The organism is Candidatus Symbiothrix dinenymphae, assembly GCF_001431085.1.
The window spans coordinates 1-7057 of record NZ_BBRU01000335.1 but is presented as its reverse complement, the minus strand read 5'-3'; the positions used below and the strand labels follow the sequence as shown (position 1 = coordinate 7057).

General features: G+C 46.0%; 3 protein-coding genes and 2 pseudogenes. 4 read left to right on the top strand and 1 reads right to left on the bottom strand.

Annotated features, from left to right (window positions below; translation table 11 throughout):
• The 4 genes and pseudogenes from ASC50_RS04160 to ASC50_RS04145 all read left to right on the top strand — a co-directional run.
• A pseudogene (locus ASC50_RS04160) lies at positions 1-836 on the top strand (hypothetical protein); the annotation flags it as partial.
• Positions 837-886: 50 nt separating this feature from the next.
• A complete protein-coding gene (locus ASC50_RS04155; RefSeq protein ID WP_055432996.1) occupies positions 887-2038 on the top strand; it encodes an imelysin family protein in 1152 nt (383 codons plus the stop codon).
• Positions 2035-3570 (top strand): di-heme oxidoredictase family protein, encoded by a 1536-nt coding sequence (locus ASC50_RS04150; protein ID WP_055432997.1) that lies wholly within the window; start codon positions 2035-2037, stop codon positions 3568-3570. The genes ASC50_RS04155 and ASC50_RS04150 overlap by 4 nt, the downstream gene beginning before the upstream one ends.
• Before the next feature lie 217 nt (positions 3571-3787).
• A pseudogene (locus tag ASC50_RS04145) lies at positions 3788-5329 on the top strand (IS1634 family transposase).
• A 511-nt stretch (positions 5330-5840) separates the two neighbouring features.
• Here ASC50_RS04145 and ASC50_RS04135 read toward each other — a convergent pair.
• Positions 5841-7057: AAA family ATPase (locus ASC50_RS04135; protein WP_056928738.1), on the bottom strand; the 1217-nt coding region annotated here is incomplete at its 5' end.

Genomic DNA, 7057 nt, shown 5'->3' with positions numbered 1-7057 from the left:
CCATTGGACTGACAAATCGCCACCATTTGCCCAACGAGTTTTTTTCCGTCCTCCGCCCCGAAGAGGAAACCGCCCTCATCCCCTGTACGTGGCACCAAAGCGGCATCAGTTTTTGGGGAAGTGCCGCAAATTGGCACTACAACGCTATACTTATCGCCGGTTTGGATGCCGAGCGGTTCAACAATGCCAACTGGATACAGGGCGGCGCGACCTCGCCCTACGAGTTTGAAATTGCCAACTCCTACGCCGGTGCTTTTCGGCTCGACAACACGACAATACCCGATTTGAGGCTCGGCGTGAGCGGTTATTTCGGCTATTCTGCCCCCAACAGCCTGAAATGGGAACGCTACAAAAACGCAGGTGCCGACGGCGAACTCATGCTCGGCACGTTTGACGCCACTTACAAGGCTCACAACATTTGGGCACGTGCCAATGTGCTCTACGGGCATCTCAACGATTCCTACACCATTTCCACCATCAATAAAAATCTGCCCTCTGCAAGTCCGTCCCCGCGAACAAATATCGCATCAGATGTGCTAAGTTATTACATAGAAGCAGGTTATGATGTGTTTGGTTTGTGTGAGAGAGCAAAAAACAGGAACGAAAGGCTATATATATACGGTCATTACGGCTTTTACGATTCAATGTACAAAACGGACAGAGATATTCCCGCCAAAGGCTGGAGCAAAAAAACAATTTTCAGCGGAGGCATCAATTACTACCCCCTGAAAGAGATTGTAATAAAAGCAGAATACGCTTTTCGTCAGTTAGACAAGCCGTATAACAATGAGCCGACATTGTCGCTGGGGGTTGCTTATGCGGGATGGTTTAATTAACAATTACGAATTACGAATTAAAAATTACGAATTAAAAATTATATAATAATATGAATACAAAAAAAATTTTACTTTTGACCGCTTTTTTGGCGGCATTCACATTCACATCTTGCGATGATGACGACAAAAATCGCATCGCTGGCAATGATGAATTGTATCAATCCATTTTGATGGAGTATGTCGATAAAACGATTGTACCCACTTACAAGTCGTTGGCGGAGGCTGCGTTAGAGATGCGCTTCGCTAATTCGGCTCTGAAGGCTTATGCTTCGGACACGCACATGCAGCTGGCTTCGGCTGCTTGGATGAAAGCCCGCATTTTGTGGGAAAAGAACGAGGCATTTTTGTTCGGTCCTGTGGGCGAAGATGCTTTGGACATTGACGGGCACATTGACTCTTGGCCCCTCGAACTGTCGGAAATTCAACAGTCCATTGCCGCCGGTGCCGGAAGTATCACGGGGCGCGATGCGTGGAAGTTAGATCCCGAAGTGATTGGGTTTCATGTGACGGAATATCTGCTCTATCGGGATGGTCAGACACGCCCTGTAGCCGAATTGACTGCGGAAGAGTTGAACTACCTCATAGCAGCCACCGATGCGCTGGTTTGGGATTGCGTTCTCGCTTATGTGGCTTGGGTGGGTTTGGAAAATGTGTCGGAGGAAATGCAAACGGTTTTCAATGAAAATCCGGACGTTGTGGCACATTTAGACAATAATCCGGACTACAAAAATTTTGCCAACAGACTGAAAAATGCAATCGGCTATCCCTCTTTCAGTGATGCCTTGAGCGAAATTTTTACCGGATGTGCCGAAATTGCGGGCGAAGTGGGCGCAACGAAAATAGCATCGCCTTACAGTACCGGCAAGACGGAAGACGTGGAATCGTGGTACAGCTGGCATTCGCTTGATGACTATCAAAACAACATCCAAAGCATCAAAAATGCCTATCTGGGTGGTGTGGATGACAACACGCGTACAACTACTTCGCTCAGTAAATACGTTACAATGAAAAATGCTGCGTTAGATGCGAGCATCAAAGCAAAAATTGAGGATTGCATCGCCAAAATTGCAGCGATTGGCGCAGGTGGAAAATCCTTTTACGAGGTGGTACGCTACCACAGCAACGAAGCGCAAGTGAATGCAGCCGTTGAAGCCTGCGCCGAATTAGAAGATTTATTCAGTTCATTAAACGATATAATATGAAAAAGAAAGTTATTATTTTAGGAAGTGTGTTATTGGGATTTTCGTGCGCAGACGACAAGGAGCCGCTGCCCGAAAATACTACACCGAAGAAGGAATACAGCGAAACCAATGCCGAGTGGTTTCCGGGTGGCGAAAAAGGCACATTGTTTATCGCCAATTCCAAGTCGTATCGGCAGCCGATGCCATTTATAGATGACGATGCCACTCTGTATAAGCAGTTTATGCGCGGTGAGCGGCTGTTTGAAAAGAGTTTTGTAGCCGAAGCGGGCACTGCCTATTCGGGCTTGGGTCCAACGTATATCCGCAAATCGTGCATCGCCTGCCATCCCAGTTATGGCGGACGAAGCAAGCGGGTGGACGAATTTGACACCAACGACAGTCGCAACGGCTATCTGTTGATGATTTACGACCCCAACACACCCAATTTGGCATTGGCATCCCAATATTTTACGGGAATGACACAAACACGGGCAGTAGCACCATTCAAAGCCCCGATTAACGAGGCAGGCATCCACCTCGAATGGAAAAATTATATGGATGAACATGACAATAAATACGCGGATGGAACGCCTTACAGTGCAGGTACGTCCTACGAAGGCACCTTGATTTACCCTGTCGTAACAGTCGCTCAGGAGGCAATCTTATTTCCTGATTTTGACATGAGCAAACATGCGGCGAGCATTGAGGCAACAATCGGCATCTATGGTGTGGCTCTGTTAGATGCCATTTCTGACGAAGACTTGCGTGCCGAACATGCCACACAGCAAGCTCGTCCCTATTGTAAAGGTATTATTGGTGCCGATATTGACGAAACGGGGCTAAATCCCTACTATCCGGGCATACATCCCGGACGGTTTACCTACCTCTGCACCCGCGCCACACTGGATAATGGTCCCGGCTCGAATGCTATGTGGAATATTACCAATGTGACGCGTCCTAACCGCCGGTATCACTATATTACCGAAAAGTATTCCAGAGCGATGTCGCAAGACCCCGATGTGCAAGCGGCATTGGGGCAAACGGAAGAAGAAATTTTTGCCAATCTGATGTCCAAAGAATTAACACCGGAAATGACGATGGAGGATTATGAGGCTTTTATGGTCTGGCATCGCGGATTGGCAGTCCCGGCAGCGCGGAATTTAGACAGTCCCAAGGTGCAACAAGGCAAAACGCTCTTCATGGAGGCAGGCTGTGCCGCGTGTCATCGCCCATCGTGGAAAACTCGCAGCAATTACGAGCCGATGCCGCAACTGTCGGATCAAACAATCTATCCCTATACCGACCTCCTGCGCCACGATTTGGATATGAAGGAGCCGGGAAGAGTGAAAGTATGTCGCACAACGCCTCTATGGGGTAGGGGACTGATGCCCGCAGTGTCCGGACATTCCGACAAACTGCACGACCTGCGCGCCCGCAACTATGAGGAAGCCATCATCTGGCACAACGGCGAAGGCAAACCATCGAAAGAAAAATTCCGTGCAATGTCGAAGGAAGACAGGGAGGCTTTGGTCGCGTTTTTGGAAGCAATTTGATTTAGAGTTTAGGGTTTAGAGTTTGGAGTTTAGAGGTTGTATTATGACAGTGATGTGGTTTGTTAGATGGGTGCATTTGGGGTTGCTGGTTATTGTCCTGACTTCGTCATAACATAAATTAACATTTCCATAAAACACTGATAATCAGCTAAAAAGCGATTTTGCGACACCCATTTTGGGTGTCGCGCCCCCAAATTTCATTACCTTTGTTCTGGAAATGTACGTGCGCAGGAAGCCTAACCGGTCGGGCAGCACAAGCGTGGTGGTGGTTGATAAGTCACGCGGGCAGTTGCGTTACCTTACCACCATCGGCACAAGTTCGGATGAGGGCGAGATAGTGAGTTTATGTCACCAAGGCAAGGATTGGATTAAGGGCAGAGAAGGACAAGGTGATTTGTTTGTTGCGCAAAAAAAAGCGGATTCAGAGAAACAACAGATAGAATCTCTATTGTCCAATGTCAAGAATATACTGCCCAACGGCATTCAACTGCTTTTGGAAAAAGTATATCGGTCGGTTGGTTTTGATGCGATAGAAGATACCATACTTCGCCAGTTGGTCATAGCCCGTTTGAGTCAACCCATGAGCAAGTCGGGAACCGTTGAGTATTTGAAGTCACATTTTGATGAAGATATTGATTTGTCTAAAATTTACAGATATTTGGACAAGTTATATAACACACAGCAAAAAAAGATACAGCAAATCAGTGTGGAACATACCCGTCGCATTTTAGGCGGCGTGATAGGCATTGTTTTTTACGATGTTACCACGCTCTATTTTGAGACCGACTATGGGGATGACCTTCGTGCAACGGGCTATTCCAAAGACGGCAAACACAATCAGCCACAAATAGTACTGGGGTTGTTGGTAAGCCGCGATGGTTATCCGTTGAATTATTCCATTTTTAACGGCTCACAGTATGAGGGTCGCACCATGATACCGATAATTGATGATTTTGTTGTCAGGTTCAATTTGAAAGAGTTTGTCGTGGTAGCAGATTCGGGGCTGATGAACGCAAAAAATATCTCCCTGTTGGAATCAGCCGGTTACAAATATATAATAGGAGCAAGGATAAAAAACGAAAGCGAAGAAATCAAGCGATGGATATTATCCCGACAAAAACAGGATGGAGAGTTTCATGAAATGAACAAAACGAAAACATGCCGTCTGATTATTAACTATTCGGATAAACGTGCCAAGAAGGATGCCTACAATAGGGACAAGGGCGTAAAACGCCTGAAACGGGACTATGGTAGCGGGAAAATATCAAAGGAGAACATAAACAAGCGAGGGTACAACAAGTTTCTTGAAATCAAGGACGATGTCAGTGTCAGTATAAACGAAAGCAAAATTACCGATGACGCACAATGGGACGGATTAAAGGGTTACATCACCAACACAGCTTTGGAGGCACAGAATGTTTGCGAGCAATACAAAGGTTTATGGGTGGTGGAAAGGGCTTATTGAGTTACTAAAGGGACGATAGAACTGAGCCCCATGTTTCACTTTACCCCGCGCCGCATAGAGGCACACGTTTGTATCTGCTTCGTTGCGTATAAAATTTATAAAGAACTCGAACGTCTGCTGAAAGCAAATCAAGTGAATATGAGTGTGGACAAGGTGCTCGATGTAGCAAAGACGATAGCAACAATAAGCATACAAGTACCTTTGACCGGAGAAACCATTACGAAAACCATGTTCCTGACTCGCCTACATAAACTCATTGAGCCGCTGTTCAAAGACGACTTCTATGAAAAATGATAGCTTCTGCCGACATTCCATCTCCTCCTCCGGAAAAATATTACCCCCGCGAGAATCGAATGGCTCTGAAAAAAAACTTCGCGCTTCAAATATCCGATTCTCATGGGGTTAAATCAATTTTGGGTGTCGCAATGACGAAGTCAGGAGTTTAGAGGTTGTATTATGACAGTGATGTGGTTTGTTAGATGGGTGCATTTGGGGTTGCTGGTTATTGTGATTGGGGCTTTTGTTACCTTTTTTGTGGGGGAGCGTGGCACTATGCACTTGCGACAGGGAGAAATAGCCGATTTTTTTATATTTCGGAAGAGCGTGCTGAGAAGCAGGCTCTTCCTTTGCCATTCTGGGCATCATCGGCATTTGTTCAAAAAATAGCCATTGCAGGCTTGCCCCGTGTCATTGCGCGCTGGCATTTCTCGCCGTTTTGATGACATTCTTCGGGGTGAGCTATTTTCTGGGTGGGGTGCATAGTTATGTGTAGTCGATTATATGCAATCTATTGACTTTGAATAAGTTATGAAGATAATTCTTCCATCCTACAAGCAATCTCTTTCCCCACAAATGCCACTCCCAGCAATGCGATGCGCTTGTTCTCGCCCGCATAACGCTCATAATAGCGGACTTCGCGAATTTGTGCCAATGCTGTGTCTAATAATTTGGCTGTTGTAGCGGCGTTGTCTGCAATGTCTTTACCGCCATCACTTGCAGCATCTTTATCGCCGTCACTTGCAGCATATTTCACTTCGGCAATCACAACCCGCTCTTGCCACGTCCACACGGCATCTATTCGCCCTTTGTCGGTGCACACTTCGGCATCCGGCTTGAAGCCTAATGCATTCAGCCACAGCAGCAACATGGAATGATAATATTTTTCATCGCTGCCCCATAATTGGTAGGGAATGCGCGCAAACATGGCTTGCAGGCTGCGCTCAAACTGTTGCGAATCGCCCGACACAAGTTGCCGCATCATTTGTCGGCATCCCTCGTTCACTTCCGGCAACGAAATTTCGGCATAATTGGCTAATAAATGGCGCGTTAATGCCTGATTGACCTCCTCGTTGGGAACACCCAGCGTGTAGAGCATAGTTACACCAAACGGGTCTTGTTCCTTCTTTTTTACTGTCAAATAGCCCGTTTGAAACATCAATATGCGCGGGTTTATCGTCTGAATATCAAAACTGTCGAAGTCTGTAGCCTCCATCTGAAATGGCACCATCAACGACTGCACATCATTGTGTTTTTTTAGAATATTGACTATAAAAGTGGGGCTACCGGTTGAAAACCAATGGTCTTTAAACTCTTGTATATCGAAAAGCAACAATGTTGAAAACGAATTATATACAAAATTGACACCATCCCACGAATAGCCATCGTACCAGTATTTGATTTTCTCTATTGTTTGCTGTTTGGTCAGTTCTTCCTTTTGGCTCATCTGTTCAATATGGGGGTCAAAATAGGATTCTAACTCTGCCTGTGTATAGCCGCAAATGGTGGCAAATCGGGCATCAAGCGTAATGTCGCGCAGATTGTTTAAACCTGAAAAGATGGAGACTTTGGAAAATTTGGATACGCCCGTGAGAAATATGAAGTGCAGATGCTCATCGGCGGCTTTCATCACCTGATAGAAATCGTGAAGAATGGCACGATTTTTGTCAGCCTTTTCCAAATCGTTCAAATGGTCGATGATGGGTTTATCATATTCATCAACTAAAATGACTACTTGCTTGTTTT

Excerpts from the sequence above, each read along its gene's own strand:
- ASC50_RS04155 (WP_055432996.1), top strand. The coding sequence starts at position 887 with ATGAATACAAAAAAAATTTTACTTTTGACCGCTTTTTTGGCGGCATTC.
- ASC50_RS04150 (WP_055432997.1), top strand. The coding sequence starts at position 2,035 with ATGAAAAAGAAAGTTATTATTTTAGGAAGTGTGTTATTGGGATTTTCG.